Genomic DNA, 19,617 nt, shown 5'->3' with positions numbered 1-19,617 from the left:
CGTGAGCGCCAGAGGCTGTCTTGGGCGGAAACGGTAAAACGCGCCGCACGCACGGTACGTGTGGCAATTTGTCCCTGCAAAGCCATCGGCGTGGTCCGATTGCAAATGCTGTCTTTTTCAATGACGCAGTAGTTCAGTGCGGCGTTCGTATTGCGCTGCCTGCCTGTTCCGTCATATGGCGTTTAATTGAACCGTCCAGTTGAACCATTGACCCAGATCAGAACAGTCTTCACGAAAGCAGTCACGCAATTTGCAGTCGGCGTTATTGAGCAGATCGCTAATCGAACCTATAAATTGGCCGGCCAACATGATCGCTGAATTGCTGAGGGCTCAACCGGAGATCGCGCTGTTCACGAGCCTCGCAATCGGCTATTTGATCGGCTCCTTTCGTATCGGCCCTATTCAATTGGGCGGCGTTTGCGGCACGTTGATCGTCGCGCTGCTATTGGGTCAGACCGGCGCGCGGCTCGCCCCCGATTTGAAGAACATTGCATTCGCGCTCTTCATCTTTGCGCTGGGCTTCACGGGCGGGCCGCAGTTTTTCGCCAATATCGGCCGGGGCTGGCGCTATGGGCTGCTGTCGGTGATCGAGATCGTGTCGGTGCTCGCGCTGATCGTCATCGCGGTGGCCGTGATGCGGCTCGACGCCGGCACCGCAGCCGGCCTGCTGGCCGGCGCGGCAACGGAGTCCGCGGTGATCGGCACAGCGTCGGAGGCGATCGCGAAGCTCGGTCTCGCGGAAGCTGAGACGGTGCGCCTGCAGGCCAACGTCGTCACTGCATACAGCGTGAGTTACCTGTTCGGGCTTATCACCATCGTGCTCTTTACCAGTCAGTTCGCGCCCTTGCTGTTGCGCATCGATTTGCGCGCCGAGGCGGAAAAAATGTGGCGCACGCTCGGCGGCGATGGCGCACTAGGCGACGGACAGCGCGCCGCCGCGCCTGCGCTGGTGGGCCGCGCGTTCCGCATCGACGGCGCTCATGGAGCGACGGTTTTCGCCATCGAACAGCAGCACGGCTTCAATCTCACCATCGAGCAGGTGCGGCGCAACGGCTCGGACGTGCCCGTCGAGCCGCAACTCGCGCTCGCGTCCGGCGACCTCGTGCTGGTAGGCGGCCGGCGCGAAGCGATCGTCGCGGCGGGGCCGGGTCTCGGCGATGAAGTGGACGGCGCGGACTTCGGCCAGGTCCTCGCGGAGACGCGCGACGTCGTGCTGACGCGGCGCGACGCGCACGGTCTCACCGTCGCTCAACTGCGCGAACGCGCGGCCCCGGAGCAGGGACGCGGCGTCTATATCGCGGCCGTCACACGGCTCGACTCGACGATCCCCGCGTTGCCCGGCACGGAACTCAATCGCGGCGACGTGCTGACGCTCGTCGGCGCGAAGACCGACGTGGAGCGCGGCGCCCGGCGTCTCGGCTATGTGCTCGTCGCCACGCAGAAGACCGACTTCGTCTATCTCGGCCTCGGCGTGCTCGCGGGCATGGCGATCGGTCATCTCGGCGGGCGCATCGGCGGCGTGTCGCTCGCATTGGGCACGGGCGGCGGATGTCTGTTGTCGGGCCTGCTATTCGGCTGGATTCGCTCGCGCTATCCGCTCGTCGGCTCGTTGCCTTCGGCGGCGGCGCAGATTCTCAAGGACTTCGGGCTCGCCACGTTTATCGCCGCGGTCGGTTTGTCGGCGGGACCGGATGCGATCAGGCTCGTGCGCGAGTACGGCCTCGCGCTGCCGGCGGCGGGCATTCTGCTCGTGCTCGTGCCGGGGCTGTTGTCCTTATGGATCGGCCGCGTGTTCCTCAAGCTCGACACGCCGATGCTGCTCGGCGCGATCGCCGGTCAGCAGTGCAGCACGCCCGCGATCAGCGCGCTGGTCGGCGTGGCCGGCAATTCGACGCCGGTGATCGGCTACACGATCACCTATGCGCTCTCCAACATCCTTTTGCCGTTGATGGGTCCGGTCGTGGTCGGCGTTGCCGGCAAGTTGGGTTAGGCAGTCAGCAGTGCCGTCTGGCGTCGCTCGTGCGCTCGCGGCAGTGGCTGGTAATTAGTATGACAAACTAAAAAGCGAGGGCACGATGGACTGGCTACACCAAATCTTCCAGAAATCACCTGAGATAGCGTTGTTTCTGTCGCTGGCGGCGGGTTACTTCATCGGCCAGATCAACTTCGGCAAATTCCAGTTGGGCGGCGTGGGCGGCTCGCTGCTTGCCGCCGTGGTCATCAGCCAGGCCGGCGTGACGATCGACAACGGCGTGAAATCGGTGATGTTTGCGGTGTTTATCTACGCGGTCGGCTATGACTCTGGTCCCGGCTTCTTCAATTCGCTGAACCGCAAGACGCTGCGCGAAATCGCGATGGCGGTCTTTCTCGCGGTCACGGCGCTCATCACCGTCGTGGTGTGCGCGAAGCTGTTCCATTTGAACAAGGGACTCGCGGCCGGCCTCGCAGGCGGCGCGCTGACGCAGTCGGCGATTATCGGCACGGCGGGCGACGCGATCGCGCGCCTCGGCTTGCCAGCGGACCAGGTCAAGGCGCTGCAATCGGACGTCGCGATTGCCTACGCGGTGACCTACGTGTTCGGCTCGCTCGGCGCGATCATCGTGTGCGTGAACATCTTGCCGAAGTTCATGGGGCAGAGCCTGCGCGATGCGTCCATCGAAGCCGAACGCGAGCTTGCAGCGGGCGCGCCGGCGCAAGGACCGGGACAACTGCGCGCGTTGCCGGAACTGGTGGGGCGCGCGTACCGGATCGACGTCAGCGCGGGCAAATCCGTGAAGGAGGTCGAGACGCTGCATCGCGATCTGCTGACCATCGAGCGCGTCAAGCGCGGCGGTCATACGCTCGACCCGACGCCCGATCTGATCCTCGAACCCGACGACGTCGTGCTGGTCGTGGGCCGTCGCGAAGCCGTCGTCGAATTCGGCTCGAACGGCAGCGAGGTCGCCGACATCGGCGACGTGGGCGTCGTCATGCAAACGCGCGAAGGCGTGTTCACGCGCAAAGGCATGAACCACACCACAATCGCCGCGGCACGCGAGATCGTGGACCGCGACATGCGCCACGGCGTGTATATCCAGAGCATTTCGCGCGCCGGTCAGCCGCTGCCGCTTTTGCCCGAGACAAAGCTCGAACACGGCGACGTCATCACGTTCTACGGATCGCCGAAAGACACAAAGCGTGCCGTCGACGCCGCGGGTTACGAACTGCCGTACACCATCAAGACCGACTTCATCTACATGGGTGTAGGTCTCGTGCTCGGCTTGCTGATCGGGCTGATCGTCGTCAATGTCGGCGGCATTCCGCTCACGCTCGGTTCCGGCGGCGGCTGCCTGCTTGCCGGCCTACTGTTCGGCTGGATGCGCGGCAAGCATCCGATGTACGGCGTGATGCCCACGGCCGCTTCGCAGTTGCTGAAGGACTTCGGACTCGCCGCGTTCGTCGCCGTGGTCGGCCTGAATTCCGGCTTGCAGGCGGTGGTGACCGTCAAGCAGAGCGGCATGACGATCTTCCTGCTCGGCGTATTCGTCACGCTGTTCCCGCTTCTGCTCACGATGCTGTTCGGCCGCTACGTGCTTCGCTACAACAACGCGGCCATCCTGGCGGGCGCGCTGACGGGCTCGCGCAGCGCCAACCCGGCGTTCGGCGGCGTGCTCGACAAGGCGGAAAGCGCGGTGCCGACCGTGCCGTTCGCCATCACGTATGCGATTGCAAACGTCGCGTTGACGTTGCTCGGGCCGCTGGTGGTGGGGCTCGTCTAGCGGAGCGTTGTATCGGTCTCTTCGCGCCGGCCGCGGCATCACGCAGAGCAACTCGCGGCGGCGCTTTCATCTGGCTCATTGGAGAACGCATCATGGCAAAAGAGAAGGGCGACAGCAAACATGGCGATATGGCGCAAGCGGGTCTAGCCGCGCTGAGCCCGTTCGAATTGAAGGATGAACTCATCAAGGCCGCGGGCGGCGGCGCGGTCGAGCGTCCGGCCAACGCGGCGATGCTCAACGCCGGGCGCGGCAACCCGAATTTTCTCGCGACGATTCCGCGTCACGGCTTCTGGCAACTCGGCCTCTTTGCGATGCGCGAGTCGGAGCGTTCGTTCGCGTACATGCCGGAGGGCGTCGGCGGATTCCCGCGGCGCGATGGTCTCGAAGAGCGCTTCGATCTGTTCCTGCGCGAGAACAAGGGCGTGCCCGGCATCGACTTTCTGCGCGGCGCGGTGTCGTATGTGCGCGATCAGTTGGGACTTTCCGCGGGCGATTTCCTGTATGAAATGTGCGAAGGCATCCTCGCATCGAACTATCCGGTGCCGGACCGGATGCTTAAGCTATCCGAAATAATTGTCGGCCAGTATCTGCGCCGCGAGATGATCGGGCAGCATCCGTTCGTCGGCGAGTTCGACGTGTTCGCCGTGGAGGGCGGCACGGCGGCCATGACGTATATCTTCAACACGATGCGCGAGAATCACCTGCTCAAAGCCGGCGATACGATCGCGCTCGGCATGCCGATCTTCACGCCGTACATCGAGATTCCGCGACTGAACGACTATCAGTTGAACGTGGTGAATCTTCACGCCGCCGTCGAGAGCAACTGGCAGTATTCGAAAGAGGAACTCGACAAGCTGCGCGATCCAAAGGTCAAGGCGTTCTTTCTCGTGAACCCGAGCAATCCGCCTTCGGTGAAGATGGACGACGAGAGCCTTCAATACATTGCCGACATCGTCAAGGAACGCCCGGATCTGATCCTTCTCACCGACGACGTGTATGGCACGTTCGCGGACAACTTCGTGTCGCTGTTCGCGCTCGCGCCGAAGAATACGATTCTCGTGTACTCGTACTCGAAGTACTTCGGCGCGACCGGCTGGCGTCTCGGCACCATCGCGACGCATCGCGACAATGTGCTCGACAGGTTGATTGCCGAGTTGCCGAAAGAGGCGAAGGAGCAGTTGCACGAGCGTTATGAATCGATCACGACGGAGCCCGAGAAGCTCAAGTTCATCGACCGTCTGGTTGCCGACAGCCGTACCGTCGCGCTCAATCACACGGCGGGCTTGTCGACGCCGCAGCAGGTGCAGATGGTGCTCTTTTCGCTGTTCTCGCTGATGGACACGCCCGACGCGTACAAGAACGCGTTGAAGCGCCTGATCCGCAAGCGCAAGCAGGCGCTCTACGAAGAACTCGGCATTTCGTTCGAGGACGACGATCCGAACCAGGTCGATTACTACACGATTCTCGACGCCGAGTTCCTCGGCGAACGGATGTTCGGGCGCGAGTTCGTCGAGTGGCAATTGAAGAACACGCAGCCCACCGAACTGCTGTTCCGGCTCGCGCGCGAGGCGCGGGTGGTGCTGTTGCCGGGGCTCGGCTTCGGCACGCAGCATGCGTCGGGGCGCGTGTCGCTCGCCAATCTCAACGAGTCGGACTACCGGCAGATCGGACGCGCGATGCGGCGGCTCATCGAGGAATACGTCGAGCGCTTCAATGCGGAGACAGGCAAGAAGCTCGATAAAAGCAAGGTGAAATGACGCCGCCCGCTCGGGCATGGTCAAAAAACTTGCGCAATTGCGCGGATCGGTGAATGATCGAAAACCGGCCTCGCCAGTGTCACTGCTGGCGAGGCCGTTGGCTGCTGTGCGTTCCGTGTTTGCCGTTTCCTTCAAGTGCCGATCATGCCGACTTCATCGTTCAACGTTACGTCTACTGCTGTGCCATGTCCGGTTGTCGAATCGCTCGACGCCATTCTTCCCGAAGAGCCGTTGCTGATGATGGGCGCCGGCCCCGTGCCGATTCCCGCCGCCGTCGCCAAGGCCAACACGATCGTGATCAATCACCTGGGCGCGACCATGGTGAAGGTGATCAGCCAGGTGAAGACCATGGCGCGCTACGTGTTCCAGACTCATTCGAAGTGGGTGCTGGGCGTCGCGGGACCGGGCTCGGCCGCGATGGAAATGGCGATCTCCAATCTCGCGTGGGAAGGCACGCGCGTGCTCAGCATCAAGAACGGCTTTTTCAGCGGACGGATGGCCGAGATGGGCCGCCGCGTCGGTGCGCGTGTGAGCACGCTTGAAGTCGGCGACCAGTCGGTGGCGAGTCTTGACGAGATTGCCGAGGCGATTCGCCGCGAGCGCCCCGAGATCGTCACGGTCGTGCAAGGCGAGACGTCGAATACGGTCTGGAATTATCAACTGAAGGACATCGCGGCGTTGGCGAAAGCGGCGGGCGCGCTGGTGATCGTCGACGCCGTCTGCACGTTGAGCACAATGCCGCTCGCGATGGACGCATGGGGCATCGACGCCGTGATCACCGGCGGGCAAAAGGGTTTGTCGTCGATTCCCGGCGTCTCGCTGATTGCGTTCTCCGATGCCGCCTGGGCGCGGGTGAAGGGACGCACCGCGCCGAATGCGCATTGGTGTCTCGATGCGTCGCTCGCGGAAAACTTCTGGCACAACGCGGGGTATCACTACACGGCGCCAGTGTCGGGCGTGCTTGCGTTGCACGAGGCGTTGCGGCTCGTGTGCGCCGAGACGCTGGAGAAGCGTTTCGCGCGGCATCTGAAGTGTTCGGTCGCGTTGCAGGAAGGCGTGACGGCGCTCGGTTTGCAGTTGTATGCGCCGAAGGCGTGCCGGTTGAATTCGGTGGTGGGCATCGAGGTGCCCGATGGCTTGAGTCCCGGCGACGTGTGCGCGCATATTTCGCGGCAGCATCAGGTGGAAATTTCAGGATCGTTTGGATTGCCGATTGTCCGCATCGGTCAGATGGGCGAGCAGTGCCGCGAGCACAATCTGTTCAGGACCGTGCACGCGTTGGGTCGGACGATGGTGGACCTTGGGGTTAAGGTCGATTTGCCGGCCGGCGTCGCGGCGTTGGAGCGGGGATTGTCCGAAGGGAAGTAGGGCTTTGGATCGCGCTTTGGCGTTTGCCGCATGCGCTGCATTCGCAGCATTCACGGCAGGCGGTGCGACGCTCAGGTGCGATCCAGATCGGGCCTCAGCATGTTGAGGCGCGTCTGCCCCATCCGGACCGCCCGCACGCGCGGCTCGTACTTCAGCACGGTGGTTTCGATCACGCGCTGAAGCTGGTGCGCGCATGAGGGCAAGTGCCGATAAATCTCCGACAGATCGTCGAGCCCATAGTCCGGCAAATGAGCAAGCCCGTTGCGCCGGCTATTAGAATGCGCTGGATGTTGTCCTGCACCGAATAGAACTTCTGCGTCGCGGCGTCGCGGCCTCGTAGTCGTCAATGCGCGCGCCGTTGGCAAAATGCCCGGTCACTGTTTCGAAGAGACCGGGCCGCCGCGACTCATGCTGTCGCCTCTTCCATATGCGCGGGGTCGCAGTCGAAATCGACGGTAATGCCTGCGTCGTCCGCATAGCCCAGGCGAATTTGCGACGGCAACTGCCGATTCGCGACCCGTTCGAGCAGTTCACGAGACAGCACCGGAAGAATCTGCTGATCGAGCAGACTGTCAATGTTGCGCGCGCCCGAGTCCGGCAACAGACACGCACGCACGAGTTCGGCGACGAGCGCATCGTCGCAGGCGAGCGGCACCGCGAAGCGCTTCTCGATGCGTTGCGCGACTTTGCCGAGCTTCATCCGCACGATTTGCGCGAGCGCTTCCGCGGACAACGGCCGATAGACGACGGTCTGAAAGCGCGCGAGCAACGCGGGCTGGAAATGCTGGACCAGTTGCGGGCGAATGGCTTCCATCAGCATCGCGGTGGTGACGGTGGCGCCTGCTGGTGCGTTGGCGTTTGCGTCGATGGTGGTCTGGTCTTCCGATGCGTGTTGCGGCGGTTCTTGCGACACTTCTTGCGACACCTGTTGCGCCGCCTCGACCGCGGCCATGATTTCGTCGCTGCCGAGATTCGACGTCATCACGATGACGGTATTGCGGAAGTCGATCACGCGACCTTCGCCGTCGCGCATGAAGCCGCGATCGAACACCTGATAGAACAGATTCAGCACGTCGCGATGCGCTTTTTCCACTTCGTCGAGCAGCACGACGCTGTACGGACGTTGACGCACCGCTTCGGTCAGCACGCCGCCGCGCCCATAGCCGACGTAGCCGGGCGGCGAGCCCTTCAGTTGCGAGACCGTGTGCGCTTCCTGATACTCGGACAGGTTGATGGTGACGAGCGCGCGCTCGCCGCCGAACATCAGGTCAGCGAGTGCCCGCGCCGTTTCGGTCTTGCCGACGCCGGACGGACCGGCGAGCAGGAACACACCGAGCGGCGCGTCTTCGGACTTCAAGCCGGCTTTGGCGGCCCGCAGCGATTTGCCGAGCGCGGCGAGTGCGTCGTCCTGGCCGACGACCGTTCGCGCGAGCCGCGTCTCCAGTTCGAGCAGCGTGGTGAGTTCGTCTTCGAGCAGGCTGCCGACCGGCACGCCCGTCCAGTCCGCGATGACGCTTGCGATCGTGGCTTCGTCGACTTCCGCGTGAATCAGCGCTTCGTCGCCATGCTTCGTCAGCAGCGCGTGCGCCGCTTTGATCTCCGGCTGGAGATCGCGCCGCGCGGATTCGTCCGATGCGGCGCGCCACTGCGCGCGCAGATCCGTTAGCGCGCTGACGGCTTTTTTCTGCTCCGCGTAATTCTGTTCGAGGTTGTCTATTTCGGCGGCGACTGCCAGAAGGCGTGCGTCGATGGCTGCAAGCCGCGCGCTCATATCCACCGATGTCGCGCCCTGATCGTCGACCAGCGCATCGCGCTCGACACGCAGCGCGGCCTGTTCCGCGCGACGCGCGGCGATAGCGATTGGCGTTGCATCGACGCTCATGCGCACGCGCGCCGCCGCGGTGTCGAGCAGGTCGACGGCCTTGTCGGGCAATTGACGCCCCGTCAGATAACGGCGCGACAAACGCACGGCCGCGCTCACTGCGGCGTCGGTGATGTGCACGTTGTGGTGCCGCGCATAACGCTCCTTCAGGCCGCGCAGCATCAGGCACGCGTTGTCGTCGTCGGGCTCGTCGACCTTGACCATCTGGAAACGCCGTTCGAGCGCCGCGTCGCGCTCGAAGTACTGCTTGTATTCCGACCATGTGGTCGCCGCGATCGTGCGCAACTCTCCGCGCGCGAGGGCCGGCTTCAGCAGATTCGCCGCGTCGCCGCTGCCCGCCGAATTGCCCGCGCCGATCAGCGTATGCGCTTCGTCGATAAAGAGCAGGATCGGCGTGGCCGATTGCTGTACCGCCTCGATCACGTTTTTCAGACGTTGCTCGAATTCGCCCTTGACGCCCGCGCCTGCCTGCAGCAGCCCGAGGTCGAGCGTCAAGAGGCGCACGTCGCGGATCGCTGCGGGCACGTCGCCCTCGGCGATTTTCAGCGCGAGACCTTCGACGAGCGCGGTCTTGCCGACGCCAGGCTCGCCCACCAGAATCGGATTGTTCTTGCGGCGGCGCGCGAGAATATCGACCATCTGACGGATTTCGGTGTCACGGCCGAACACGGGGTCGATATTGCCGTCGCGCGCTTTCTGCGTGACGTCGATCGTGAAGCGGTCTAACGCTTCCGATACCGGGTTCGCGAAGCCGTTTGCGCGCGGCGCCGCGGAGAGCGGATCGGGATCGAGGTCCGGGTCGAAATCGAAGTCGAAGTCGTCTTGCATCGCGCTGTCCGGCGCGTGCCCGGTAGTCGGTGTGCTGTCCGCGTGCTGCGTGGAGGGCTTGGCGGCGGGCGCTTCGATCGACGTCCAGTTGAGTTCCGGCGTGAGGCGCTCGATCTGCGTGGACGACAGCGACAGCAGCGCCCACGCGTCGGGCGCGCGCAGCAGATGCGGCGCATCGGCGAGCGCCGCCAGCAGATGCGAGGAGCGGATCAGCGGCGCTTGCGCTTCGAGCGATGCGCGCAGCCACGCGGCCTCGAGCAGTTGCCCCAGGCGATGCGACAAGCCGGGCTTGCCGCGCAAGTCGTGCGGCAAGCGGTCGATTGCACTAAGCAGACCGTTCCAGATGCCGTCGACGTCGAGCGTATAGCGGCGCATGATCGCCACGAGATCGCCGTCGCCCAGTTCGAGCAGCTTGATGAACCAGTGTTCGACCTCGATGTCGCGATGGGCGCGCGTCGCGCACAGACTCGCGGCGTCGGCGAGCGCTTGAGCGCAGTGATCGTTGAGGCGGCGCAGATACGGGGAGAAGTCGCGATGAGTCATGGCGGCGAGCGGCTAAAAATGCGGCGAGTGGAGGCTGTGAGAGAACGGTGAGCGCCGGTCCGCGTATGCGCTGGCAGGCAATGACCGACGAAGGGCCGGTCCGTACTTTCCGAAGATCGTAAGGACCAGCTCTCGTCAGTGCCGAACCGAGCGCGCGATTACGAGCGTTCGTTCCAGGTGTCGGTGTGAATGATGTTGCCGTCCTTGTACGACCACGTGATCTTCTCGTAGCGCAACTGGATGTCTTCCAGATGGTTGTGTTTTTCGAACTCGGGGTTCTTGATGTCGTGCATCTTCGGATTCACGGCCACGACTTTCACGTTCTCCAGCTTGGTGTTGAAGTACTCCTTTTCCTTGCCGGCGTCGTCGATCTTGTACCACTTGATTTCGATCGACTTCAACGTCTGGCCGCTCGTCACTGCCTTATAAAGGTACGGCGACGACGCGTCCGTTTCTTTCGTGAACGTGATCGGCAGATGCACGCGGGCACCCGTCAGCTTGCCGGTGTTCGAATCGGTCGGAATGCTTACGCCGTGCTGGAACGCCACGACTTCGACGCTGCCCTCGCGACCCTGCACGGTGACCGAGCCTTTGATGTCCGCGCCGCCGTCGTCCTTGATCCACATGTATGCCGGAATAGCCATTTTGTTTTTCTCCTTCTACTCGAATGAACAGGCCGTGTGGCCTTGGGGGATGGAACGGCCGTTGCCATTCCTGCTTTCTTCAAACGTGTCCCGGCAATCCGGGACCAGTGTGATCTCGACCCGGCGATTCGCCGAGCGTCCCGCTTCCGTACTGTTAGGAGCTTTGGGACGCGTGTCGCCGTAGCCCTGGATGGCGAAGCGCGTCGGCGCGATGCCGGATGCGTCCGCCAGCCAGTCGCGCACCGATGCGGCGCGCGCTTCGGACAGCTTGAGATTGCTCGCCGGACTGCCGATCGAGTCGGTATGACCCGCGACCAGTACGCGCTTGTCCGGGTATGCGTTGATCATTTCCAGTGCGCCGATCAGCACCCGGTTGGAACCGGGATTCAGCACCGCGCTGCCCGAACGGAACAGCGACATGCTGTCCAACTCGATGGTGGGCGGCACGACCGGCGCGGGCGGCGGCTGATAGCCGGCAATCAGCGCGTTGAGTGGCGCGACCAGCGGGGTTCCGCGATAGAAGCCGAGGCCGAGCCGCGGCGGTACGCCGGCGCTCGCATAGCGCTCGAGTTCGTCGCGATCGTGCTTGACGGCTTTGAGCGCGTCGACGCGCGCCGCGTCCTGCGCAGGCGGGATGGCTTTGTAGCGAGCCATATCGCCCGCGACCCGCTCGACCAGCGCGCGATTCTGCCAGGCCGACGCGGCGGCGGCCGCGCAGAAGCCGGCGGCGAGCCAGATGAACGCGTGCGCGAGCGCACGCGGCAGCGCGCGTCTTGCAGGCTGAGGCCGTATTCCGCGAATCAACGGCTCGGGCAGCGGGCAATGGCGCGGCGCGCGGACGCCGCCGTTTGCAGCAGCGAGCGGGAGTTCGGTGATGCCGCTGACGAACTGGCCGTATAACGATTCCGCGGCTGGGCGTCCTTCGATCGCCGTCACGCCCAGCGCCGCAAGCTGCAGCGCGCCGCGGTGATTACTGACGAATGTGGGCACAACGAGCTGACCTGCCCAACGTGACAAAGCGTCGAGACGCGCGGCGCGGTATGCCCGCCACTTGCGCTCATCAGCGATTTCCGGACTGGCCATGTACGTGTATTGCGCAAGCCGCGCAGCAACGATGTCGGGCAAGGTCTCCGGCTGCATGCCCTCGACGCCCGACACACCGAACCAGGGACAGTCATCCGGGCTTTGTCCGGCCTCTCGCGCGTATAACGCGACGCACAAGGGCAACGGATAGCCGACGGCACGGCTCGCTTCCCCGATTGCGGAACGCCAGCGCCTCAACGCCGCCTGCAACGTGACGGCGCCTGTGGCCTGATCTGCGGCCAGCAGATAGGCCACCGCGTCGGGCCCCTGGCCGTCACGCCAGCGTTTCAGTGCGTCGGCGAGATACATCAGCTTCGCCGGGTCGTCGTTGCGCACCCAGATGGCGGCGTCGGTAATGCGGACGAAATCCGAGCCGAATGGGCCCGGCAGTTCGCCGCCGTCGGCAACGGCGATCACGAGCGGCGTATTGCGTTTGACGTCGGCAGGCAGCGAGCTGAGCGCCGCATCGACGGCGTGCAGCACATGGTGCGTCGCCTCGCCCCGCAGTCGCGCGCGCTTGGTGCCGAGCACGACCGCGACCAGCGCGGCAAAAACCACGAGCGCCGCGACAAACGCGTTCCATCCCGCCGGCCAGGGCGAACATAGCCCGAGCCAGGTCAGCGCCAGCAGCGCGACCCACACGAACAGCGTGCGGTACGGATAACCGCTCGGGTAACCAGTCAAACGCGGCTCCATCAATGTGCGATCCGGGCGACGGCCGCATTGAGCCATTGATCGAGCGCCACATAGGCGACACCCGCGACGACGCACGCGATGACAACCCAGGCGAGCGGCGAGAGCCGCCCCGCCCAGTGGTTCGACGCAAGCGGTTTGATCGCGACGGGGCCGGATGTGTCGTGCGCGCGGCCGAGCCGTTCGCCGATTGCCTTGACGAGGGCGACGCGAGCGTCGCTCGCGGCGAGGGCGAATTTGCCCGTGAAGCCGAGGTCCAGCACGGCGCCGAAGATGGCCAGGAGCGGCAGCACAGGTTGCGGCTGCGCCAGACGGCGTTCGATACGCGCGATCAGTTCATGCCCCGCCTCGTTGCTGTGGAACTCGTCGACTTGCAGCGGCACGCGCTCCCATGCGTCGCGGTCGTCGCCCTTCAAATTGCTGAGCGCCTTTTCGTCGAGAAGCGCGCACTGAGCGTAGACGGCATCTTCAATCACGTCTTGCGGATGACCCGCGGACTGCAGTTCCTCGCGCAGGCTTCGCACCTGCTCCTTGCACTTGCCCTTGAAGGCATTGAACGACTGCGGCGCGGGATCGGTGTCGAGAAGGGCGACCGTCAACGCCGTGTTGCGCAATGCGACGGGCAGCAGCGAAGGCGGCGCGAGGTTGCGGCCGATCGGGATGGACGTCATGTCGGCAGCACCGCGTAGAGTTCGAGCGAAATGTCCGGCATCGAGGCCGGAATATAGAACTGGCACGCGCGTGCATCCACCATGCGTTTGAACGCCGGGTGCGCGCTATCGAGCGCGAAATACTGATTCTCGATGCGAACAGGAATGGCTGCGGGAAGCCGCGACATGGTGCGCAGCGGGATGCCGGACAGCGCGGAGTTGACGATCTGCTCGACCTCGTCGGGCGCGCCTGCCTTGCACAAGCGCGGCAACTGTTCGAGCAGCGCGTGAGCGGGCAAGCCGGACCGAACGGACAGGTAATAGTCCGCGCCTTCGACCAGCCGCTCGTCGTTGATCTTGCCGAGCCATGCCGTGCCGCGAATCCGTTCCAGAGCGATCGGCACGACGCGCGACGGGATCACCGTATCGAGCAGCGTACGAATCAGCGATTCGAGTTCCGCAAATACCGGCTCCGGCGCATCGTGCGCATACGGCGGAATGGCCTGCAGCGTTTCGGTGGTCGAAAAGGTGAGCAGCGAGCCGGCCAGGCGGGCCAGCACGCCGTAGAGCCGCTCGGGGTGTTGGTTAGGCGCCTGGCATAGGCGGGCGAGTTCGGGCCACGTGCTATTCACGCTGTGCAGCAGCCAGAAGAGCGACACGTCCGCGACCGCGTAATCAGCGATCTGGTCCGAACGCTCCCGCCGGCGCACCGCAAGGCTGGCGCTTTTGGCGCTCAGAATTTCCGACAGCCGGTTCATGCGGCTCGTCAATTGACCGCTCGCCGACAGCACGAGGCACGGCGGCACGAACGCAGCATCCATTTCGAAGCGGCCTTGCGCGTTGCGCACGAAGCGGCCGACCGGACACGTCACGTAGTCGCCCGCCTCTTCGAAATCGAACAGCAGCGCGAGCGCATGCCGCTCGACGCTGATTTCTTCCTTGCCCTCACCGTTGAGATCCGCGACTTGCAGATATTCCCGCGTGAAGCGGCGCGGGCGCGCCGGCTTCTCACCGGATTCGATGCAGTTGCCGCCCTGCGGATCAATCAGCGGCAGCGCAGCCAGCACGACGACCGATTCGGCGTGCGCCGGCACTTCACTCAGGTCCCGCGCGGGCGGCAGGTGATCGGCGGATTCGGTGTCGAAGAAAGTGCCGTCGGGCAGGCGCACGTCGAGCGACGACAGTTGCAAACGATTGATCGACAACGCTTGCGTGTCGAAAGCAACGCGGCTGACTCCCCAAGGATCGGGACTGCCGATGCGCGCAATGCGCTCGTCAGCATACCGGTCCCACAGCGCCTGTTGCTGGAAATGCTGGGGCGTCATGAAAATGCCGTGTGCCCACAGCGGTCTTGTTATCTTCATCGTTATTGATTAATGCCTGAAACGTCCCGAACAAATCCCCTGGACGCACGGTTTCGCATCGACTGCAAACCGCGAACTGCATACCCGCGCGGCGCCACGTGGGCCGCGACGCGGGAAGTACTCAATCCGGTCTGACAGCGATACCTAGTTCTTTGCCTTCGGCATTTGCGAGACGAGCGACAGGTTGATGTCCATCCCTTCTATCTGGAAGTGCGGCACGATGAAAAGCTTGACGCGGAAGAAGCCCGGGTTGTCCTCGATGTCTTCAACGATCACCTTCGCCTCACGCAGCGGGTGCGATGCCTGCAGGTCGTCGCCCGGGTCCGTCATTTCGGTGACAAGCGACTTGACCCACGTGTTCAGTTCGAGCTCGAGCAGACGGCGATCTTTTGTCGTACCGATGTTCTCGCGCTGAATCAGCTTCAGATAATGCGCGATACGGGAGAGCAGGAAGATGTACGGCAGACGGGCGTTGACGCGGCTATTCGCCGTGGCTTCTTTCGTGTCGTACAGCGCCGGCTTCTGCGCCGAATGTGCCGAGAAGAAGCACGCGAAGTCGTGGTTCTTGTAGTACGACAGCGGAATGAAGCCGAGGTTGGAGAACTCGAACTCGCGCGTTTCCGGAATCAGCACTTCGCTCGGAATCTTGGCCTGGTTACCGGTGCCGAGGTCATACAGGTGGATCGGCAGATCTTCGACGAGACCGCCTGCCTGGGGACCGCGAATCTGCACACACCAGCCGTTCTTGATGAAGCTCTTCACCATGTTGGCGGCAAACGCGAAGGACGCGTTCGCCCACAGATAACGCGTGTGATCCGGGCCTTTGACCGCTTCTTCATAGTTGAACGCACGCACCGGCGCGGTGTCCGGGCCATACGGCAAGCGGGCGAGGAAGCGCGGCAGCGTGAGACCGATATAACGGGCGTCGTCCGATTCGCGGAAGCTCTTCCACTTCAGGTATTCGGCGCGGTCGAAATAGTTGCCGATGTCGCGGATGCTCGCGACTTCTTCCATCGAATCCTTGCCGAAAAACTTGGGCGACACCGAGCCGATGAACGGCATGTGGGCAGCCGCCGACACCTTCGAAATATTGCGCAGCAGTGCGATGTCCTGCGCGCTGCGGTCGAACTCATAGTTCGAGATGATCGAGCCGATCGGCTCGCCGCCCGGCGTATCGTATTCCTGAATGTAGGTGTGCAGGTACAGGCCGCTCTGAATGACTTCGGGCGTGTCCTCGAAGTCCTGGCGCAACTGTTCCTTCGACACGTCCAGCACTTCGATCCGCACGTTCTTGCGGAAGTCTGTGCGATCGACCAGGAACTTCAGCCCGCGCCATGCCGATTCGATCTGCTGGAACGTTTCGTTGTGCATGATCGCGTCGAGCTGACGGCTGATCTGCCGATCGAGATGGGCGATATGAAAGTCGAGCAGGCTCTTGTCGAGACGATCCACCTGCTGCGACGAGTCCTTGATCATTTTCAGGAACACGCCCATTGCCTGGGCGACGCGCTCGTCGAGCGAGGATTCCGACAGCGAGTCCGCGTTCTGGAACGAGTCGAACGGACGCGTCTGCTTGACAGGCGTCAGGTTGATTTTTTCGCAGAGGGATTCGTAGACGCTTTTACCCGGGGCGTCCAGCACAACTGTGTCTGCCGCCGCCGAATCGTGAACTGCCGTTTGGTTGTTTGCCATGGTTGAGATTCCTCGATGATCGGCGATTATTGTTGTGCTGCCGGTGCGGATTCACCGATTTGCTGCAGGTCGGTACGCAGGCGATCGGACAAGGCCGGGTTCTTGAGGATCTTTTCAAGTTCACGACGGAACGTTGCGTTGTCGAGCAGGTTCGACTTGAGATCGCGCAGCAGATTACGCGCGGCCATCAGCGCGCGAAGTTCGGGCACCTTGCTCGCCACGACGTCCGGCCTGAAGTCGTCCATTGACTTGAATTCGAGCGCGACCGGCAATTCCGAGCCGTCACCTGCAAGCGTGTTCTCGACAGCGATCTTTGCTTTCGGGCTGTAATCCGCGAGCACCGAATTGAAGTTGTTCTTGTTGATGTCGACCTTGGTCCGTTCCGCGAGCGCTCGCGTGTCCTGACCGTTGCTGTAGTCGCCCATGACTAGCAGCTTGAGCGGGAGTTCCACCTTCTTCTGCGCGCCTCCAGTGTGCAAGTCCAGCTTGATATTGATTCTTGCTTTTGGTACTTCGTTCTGGAAGCTGTTTGCCATTTTTTATGTCCTTAAGGATCTTGAGTGTTGAGACATCAATCAGTACAACCAACGTCAATGGCGAATATTTAACACATGGATTTCGTCTTGAAATTTGCATTTTGAAAAAATTCGTCAAGACTGAAAAAATAGCTTCGACGCTATTCACGGCGCGTGCGGAAACGGTTACCGTTACTCCCCAAAAACATGTGGCAGTACTAGTAAGCAGCACGAAAGGAGCGCGTGCGCGGCGATACCAAAAGGGGAGCGTGAGCGATGGCCGATCTGCAGGAAAACTTCGACAAGTACGTAACAAACCCGAGATTGGTGAGCGGGCGTGACGTGCACGCTATTGATGCTCGAGACGCTCGACGGGCAAAGCCTGCACTACTGCAACCCGCAGGAAACGTGGCAGTCGCTGCGTTGGCCGTCGAACGATCCGCAGGGCCCTCATGCTGACCAATCTTCTAAGCGCGCTGTTCGGCGCACGCACGCCGTCCGACCTTGCCCGTTCGACCCAGGGACGGTGGGACGACTGGCTGCGCCCGATCAGCGAGGGAGCACCTGTCGGCGCCGACCCCGGTTACGACGACGACTTCCTCGCGATCAAGGAGGAGGTCGCGCGGCTGTCGGACATCGACGACACGCTGATCGTCGACACCACCGAGCGCCTGCTTAAGCAGAACGCGAAAGACGCGCGCCTCGCCGTGTACAACGTCTATGGACGCATGCGTCGCGACGGCGCCGAAGGCGTTGCGTCGGGATTCGAGCTGCTGTCGGCGCTCATCGACCGTTTTGGCGAGGCGTTGCTGCCCGCTCGCGCCGGGACGCGCAAGGCCGCGCTCGAATGGCTCGCGGGCAGTACCTTCGCGGACCGGCTCGACCGCGTGCAAGGTCTGTCGGACACGCTGCTCGAACGCACGCTATCCGCGCTCGCGTTGATCACCGAGCGCACGGCGCAATGGCCGGAAGACGCGCGCCCTCAGCTCGACCCGCTATTTCGCCGCTTCGAAAGCCGCGTGGAAACGCCGCTGCCTGCGCACAGTGTGAGTAGCGACACGCCGTCCAGCTCGATTCCGTCCGCGTTGCCGGCAATGGCCACCGAAGTCTCTTCGACCCGCGAACTGCTGGATCGCGCGCGTCAGATGGCGCAGTTTCTGCGCGAGCAGCCGCATGGGTATCTGGCGGCCTACCGTCTGATGCGCTGCGTGCGCTGGGACACGCTCACCGAAGTGCCGCCGCACGAAGCGGGCGGCAAGACGCGGCTCGTCGCGCCGCGTGCCGAACTGCGCTCGCACCTGAAGCGCCTGCTGTTGCAAAAGCAATGGCCCGAACTGCTGGATCGCGTGGAGGCGGCGTTTGCCGAAGGCGCAAATCATTTCTGGCTCGACCTGCAGTACTACGCATTCAGCGCCCAGGACCAGGCGGGCGGTGAATATGCGCAGGTCCGCGATCTGGCGGCAACCGACTGCGCGCTGACGCTCGAGCGCTTACCGGGCCTGGACCAGCTTGCGTTCTCCGACGGCTCGCCGTTCGCCGACGACGCGACGCTCGAATGGATCGCGCGCTATGCGACCGTGCGCGACGTCGAGCGCGGCGATGCGGTAGCGCCGGTGAGCGCTTCGTCGGCGGATAGCGACTGGGCGGAAACCGAGGCGCAGGCGTCCGATCTTGCCGCACAGCAGGGACTGGACGCGGCCTTTGCATGGCTGCAACGCCTGCCCGTGCAGCACGGCGGACTGGGCGAGCGCGAGCGTTTCGTGCGGCAACTGGTGATGGCGCGCGTGGCCGAGCGCGCCGACCGCGCGGACACGGCGCTCCATCTGCTGACCACAGTCGATCGCACCGCGCAACGGTTCGAGCTGGCCGCGTGGGAGCCGTCTCTTGCGTTCGAAGCCAAGCATCACCTGCTGCGCCTCCTGAAGATCCGGACGAATCGTAAGGATGCCGACAAAATTGCGCTCGGCGCGCGGATCGACGCGTTGACGGGCGAGCTAACCGCGCTCGACCCGGCGCGAGCCGTGACGCTGGCATAGCATTTGTGCAGTCTCGGCGACACGACGCAACTGCGGCGCTTGCACGCGTCCAGCTCGGCGAGTGGACCGGCAGCAGCGAACAGCACGCCACTCACGGCAACAGCCACGGGCGCGATTCATCGCGACCCGCGCACTAACAGGCGTTCAAACGGACGTGGGACTTAAAAGGAACAAAGGATGATGCGGCAGCTTCGAACCAGTGGAATCGTTGTCCTGGCCATGCTTGCCGTCACCGGCTGCGGGGTCGGGCAGGCGGTGACGGACAGCACAGTGGACGCAGCGAAATGGGCGTTCACGACGCAAGTGAAAACGATGAACGTGGACCTCGTGAGCCGGTCATCGTTGAATGCAAACGGCGACGGGCAATCGTTGTCGACGGTGGTGCGGATCTATCAACTGAAGACGCCGCAGACGTTCCAGCAGCTCGATTACCAGCAATTGCAAACGAACGATCTGGATGCGCTAAAAGCGGACCTGCTGGCGACGAAAGACGTCGTGCTACGGCCCGACGCGAGCGCGAGCATTAGCGAGCCGATGAACGGCGACGCGGAATACGTTGGAGTGGTCGCCTTCTTCCGCAACGCCGGCAAGGACGCGACGTGGAAGCTGGTGATCCCGAAGAAGCAGTGGAAGAAAACGGACCCCGTGAAAATCGAGGCGCGCGACAACACGTTGAATCTGATGGGTGCCAGCGATGACACGATCCGGCGCAACGCACCGCAGCAGAGCGTGCCGAATCCGCCGAACCCGAAACCGAAGCCGCCTGTGGTCACCGAGTACGGACCACAGGCGGGATAGGTGCAA

Annotated in this window: 13 protein-coding genes and 1 pseudogene; 6 read left to right on the top strand and 8 right to left on the bottom strand. The window is 63.3% G+C overall.

Going from position 1 to position 19,617, the window contains the following annotated elements:
- The first annotated feature begins 307 nt into the window (after positions 1-307).
- The 4 genes from aspT (C8K18_RS09325) to C8K18_RS09310 all read left to right on the top strand — a co-directional run bounded on the left by aspT (C8K18_RS09325) (position 308) and on the right by C8K18_RS09310 (position 6,883).
- Positions 308-1,990: an aspartate-alanine antiporter gene (gene aspT, locus C8K18_RS09325; protein WP_107707298.1), complete on the top strand. Its 1,683-nt coding sequence runs from the start codon at positions 308-310 to the stop codon at positions 1,988-1,990.
- Positions 1,991-2,075: 85 nt separating this feature from the next.
- Positions 2,076-3,758: an aspartate-alanine antiporter gene (aspT, locus tag C8K18_RS09320; protein ID WP_006047833.1), complete on the top strand. Its 1,683-nt coding sequence runs from the start codon at positions 2,076-2,078 to the stop codon at positions 3,756-3,758.
- A 92-nt stretch (positions 3,759-3,850) separates the two neighbouring features.
- Positions 3,851-5,515 carry a bifunctional aspartate transaminase/aspartate 4-decarboxylase gene (locus C8K18_RS09315; RefSeq protein ID WP_053857555.1) on the top strand — a complete coding sequence of 555 codons (1,665 nt, stop codon included), beginning with the start codon at positions 3,851-3,853 and terminating at the stop codon, positions 5,513-5,515.
- A gap of 144 nt (positions 5,516-5,659) precedes the next feature.
- A complete protein-coding gene (locus C8K18_RS09310; RefSeq protein ID WP_107707374.1) occupies positions 5,660-6,883 on the top strand; it encodes an alanine--glyoxylate aminotransferase family protein in 1,224 nt (407 codons plus the stop codon).
- Positions 6,884-7,008: 125 nt separating this feature from the next.
- Here the strand turns inward: C8K18_RS09310 and tssE are convergent.
- The 8 genes and pseudogenes from tssE to tssB all read right to left on the bottom strand — a co-directional run.
- A pseudogene (tssE, locus tag C8K18_RS34125) lies at positions 7,009-7,312 on the bottom strand (type VI secretion system baseplate subunit TssE); the annotation flags it as partial.
- Positions 7,290-10,136: a type VI secretion system ATPase TssH gene (tssH, locus tag C8K18_RS09300; protein ID WP_107707297.1), complete on the bottom strand. Its 2,847-nt coding sequence runs from the start codon at positions 10,134-10,136 to the stop codon at positions 7,290-7,292. The pseudogene tssE and the gene tssH, both read right to left, overlap by 23 nt.
- 158 nt (positions 10,137-10,294) lie before the next feature.
- Positions 10,295-10,780, bottom strand: a complete 486-nt coding sequence (locus C8K18_RS09295) for an Hcp family type VI secretion system effector (protein ID WP_053857557.1) — start codon at positions 10,778-10,780, stop codon at positions 10,295-10,297.
- 15 nt (positions 10,781-10,795) lie between these two features.
- Positions 10,796-12,559, bottom strand: a complete 1,764-nt coding sequence (locus C8K18_RS09290; protein WP_107707296.1) for an OmpA family protein — start codon at positions 12,557-12,559, stop codon at positions 10,796-10,798.
- The gene (locus tag C8K18_RS09285; protein WP_107707295.1) at positions 12,559-13,227 is read right to left on the bottom strand and encodes a DotU/TssL family secretion system protein; all 669 of its coding nucleotides are present in this window, start codon (positions 13,225-13,227) and stop codon (positions 12,559-12,561) included. Before C8K18_RS09285 ends, C8K18_RS09290 begins: the two co-directional genes overlap by 1 nt.
- Complete coding sequence (tssK, locus tag C8K18_RS09280) at positions 13,224-14,570, bottom strand: type VI secretion system baseplate subunit TssK (protein WP_107707294.1); 1,347 nt, start codon at positions 14,568-14,570, stop codon at positions 13,224-13,226. Before tssK ends, C8K18_RS09285 begins: the two co-directional genes overlap by 4 nt.
- Before the next feature lie 144 nt (positions 14,571-14,714).
- Positions 14,715-16,262 carry a type VI secretion system contractile sheath large subunit gene (gene tssC / locus C8K18_RS09275; RefSeq protein WP_053857561.1) on the bottom strand — a complete coding sequence of 516 codons (1,548 nt, stop codon included), beginning with the start codon at positions 16,260-16,262 and terminating at the stop codon, positions 14,715-14,717.
- 26 nt (positions 16,263-16,288) lie between these two features.
- The gene (tssB, locus tag C8K18_RS09270) at positions 16,289-16,798 is read right to left on the bottom strand and encodes a type VI secretion system contractile sheath small subunit (RefSeq protein ID WP_053857562.1); all 510 of its coding nucleotides are present in this window, start codon (positions 16,796-16,798) and stop codon (positions 16,289-16,291) included.
- A 431-nt stretch (positions 16,799-17,229) separates the two neighbouring features.
- Here tssB and tssA point away from each other — a divergent pair, with 431 nt between their 5' ends.
- Both tssA and tssJ read left to right on the top strand, forming a co-directional pair.
- Positions 17,230-18,813, top strand: a complete 1,584-nt coding sequence (gene tssA, locus C8K18_RS09265; RefSeq protein WP_107707293.1) for a type VI secretion system protein TssA — start codon at positions 17,230-17,232, stop codon at positions 18,811-18,813.
- Between the two features lie 177 nt (positions 18,814-18,990).
- Entirely contained in the window at positions 18,991-19,611 is a 621-nt protein-coding gene (gene tssJ / locus C8K18_RS09260; protein WP_107707292.1) for a type VI secretion system lipoprotein TssJ, read from the top strand.
- Positions 19,612-19,617 lie beyond the last annotated feature (6 nt).

This window comes from Paraburkholderia sp. GV068, assembly GCF_003058125.1.
Classification (GTDB): Bacteria; Pseudomonadota; Gammaproteobacteria; order Burkholderiales; family Burkholderiaceae; genus Paraburkholderia; species Paraburkholderia graminis.
Note: the sequence above shows the minus strand (reverse complement) of the source record. Positions and strands in the feature narration are given on the sequence as shown.

What these genes read in the sequence shown, in the direction of transcription:
- tssA (WP_107707293.1), top strand. Translation starts at nt 17,230, where the DNA reads ATGCTGACCAATCTTCTAAGCGCGCTGTTCGGCGCACGCACGCCGTCC.
- tssK (WP_107707294.1), bottom strand. Translation starts at nt 14,570, where the DNA reads ATGAAGATAACAAGACCGCTGTGGGCACACGGCATTTTCATGACGCCC.
- C8K18_RS09310 (WP_107707374.1), top strand. Translation starts at nt 5,660, where the DNA reads ATGCCGACTTCATCGTTCAACGTTACGTCTACTGCTGTGCCATGTCCG.
- aspT (WP_107707298.1), top strand. Translation starts at nt 308, where the DNA reads ATGATCGCTGAATTGCTGAGGGCTCAACCGGAGATCGCGCTGTTCACG.
- tssJ (WP_107707292.1), top strand. Translation starts at nt 18,991, where the DNA reads ATGATGCGGCAGCTTCGAACCAGTGGAATCGTTGTCCTGGCCATGCTT.
- aspT (WP_006047833.1), top strand. Translation starts at nt 2,076, where the DNA reads ATGGACTGGCTACACCAAATCTTCCAGAAATCACCTGAGATAGCGTTG.
- C8K18_RS09315 (WP_053857555.1), top strand. Translation starts at nt 3,851, where the DNA reads ATGGCAAAAGAGAAGGGCGACAGCAAACATGGCGATATGGCGCAAGCG.
- C8K18_RS09295 (WP_053857557.1), bottom strand. Translation starts at nt 10,780, where the DNA reads ATGGCTATTCCGGCATACATGTGGATCAAGGACGACGGCGGCGCGGAC.
- tssH (WP_107707297.1), bottom strand. Translation starts at nt 10,136, where the DNA reads ATGACTCATCGCGACTTCTCCCCGTATCTGCGCCGCCTCAACGATCAC.
- C8K18_RS09285 (WP_107707295.1), bottom strand. Translation starts at nt 13,227, where the DNA reads ATGACGTCCATCCCGATCGGCCGCAACCTCGCGCCGCCTTCGCTGCTG.
- tssB (WP_053857562.1), bottom strand. Translation starts at nt 16,798, where the DNA reads ATGGCAAACAGCTTCCAGAACGAAGTACCAAAAGCAAGAATCAATATC.
- C8K18_RS09290 (WP_107707296.1), bottom strand. Translation starts at nt 12,559, where the DNA reads ATGGAGCCGCGTTTGACTGGTTACCCGAGCGGTTATCCGTACCGCACG.
- tssC (WP_053857561.1), bottom strand. Translation starts at nt 16,262, where the DNA reads ATGGCAAACAACCAAACGGCAGTTCACGATTCGGCGGCGGCAGACACA.